This is a genomic window from Treponema sp. R6D11, from assembly GCF_054786075.1.
In genome coordinates, this window is sequence record NZ_BDHD01000509.1 from 1 (window position 1) to 879 (window position 879).

1 protein-coding gene is annotated in these 879 nt (G+C 47.0%); it reads left to right on the forward strand.

The window, feature by feature from the left end:
• Positions 1 to 118 precede the first annotated feature (118 nt).
• A complete protein-coding gene (gene cmk, locus ACYVTD_RS14315) occupies positions 119 to 754 on the forward strand; it encodes a (d)CMP kinase (protein ID WP_461248394.1) in 636 nt (211 codons plus the stop codon).
• Positions 755 to 879: the final 125 nt, after the last annotated feature.

Sequence of the window (879 nt, forward strand, 5' to 3'; positions counted from 1 at the left end):
CTGCACCCGTCCGGCCTCCGCAGGGTAAGGATAGGGGGCGTTTTACTGGGAGATTTGCCTGAAGGCAGTTCCAGACCCCTTACACAAAAGGAGTTAATCGGGTTACAATGAGGGATACATGGTAATCGCTATTGACGGCCCCGCGGGCTCGGGAAAAAGCACAATCGCCAAACTTCTGGCGGAAAAGATGGATTTTACCTATATCAACTCGGGAAACCTTTACAGGGCGATAACTTTGGGCTGTTTAAGGGCGAAAATCGACATTTCCGACGGCGAAAAAGTGATAGAATTCGCCAAAAATATCAAAATATCCTACAAAAAAGACCGCGTTTCCCTTGACGGGCAGGACGTTACCGACCTTCTTCATACCGATGAAATCGACAAATATTCGTCCCCCCTTTCCTCGATAGTCCCCGTAAGGCACATAGTCAATGATTTAATACGTTTTTTGTCAAAAGGGTTGGATATTGTGGTGGAGGGCAGGGACATGACCACCGTGGTCTTCCCGGACACCCCGTACCGCTTCTACCTTGACGCGTCCGCCGATTCAAGGGCAAAAAGGCGCTTCGAGCAGGGGGTGTCAAAATTAAGCCTAAAGGAGAAAAAAACCGCCATTTTACAGCGCGACGAAATGGACAGGAATAAGGCCGAAGGAAGCCTTAAAATAGCGGAAGGAGTGCAATATTTGGATACTTCCGACTTGACCATTATTCAAGTTTATGAGAAATTGATACAGGTAATAACAAATAATTAAGGGAAGAACGAAAATGGCAGAAAAGGAAGTGAGCTCGGACACGAGTCCGGCAAAGGGAGAAAACATTCAAACTCAGTTACAGGAAGAATACCTGAAGTCGTTGGAACAACTTGAGGAAGGTCAGC

What these genes read in the sequence shown, in the direction of transcription:
- cmk (WP_461248394.1), top strand. Translation starts at nt 119, where the DNA reads ATGGTAATCGCTATTGACGGCCCCGCGGGCTCGGGAAAAAGCACAATC.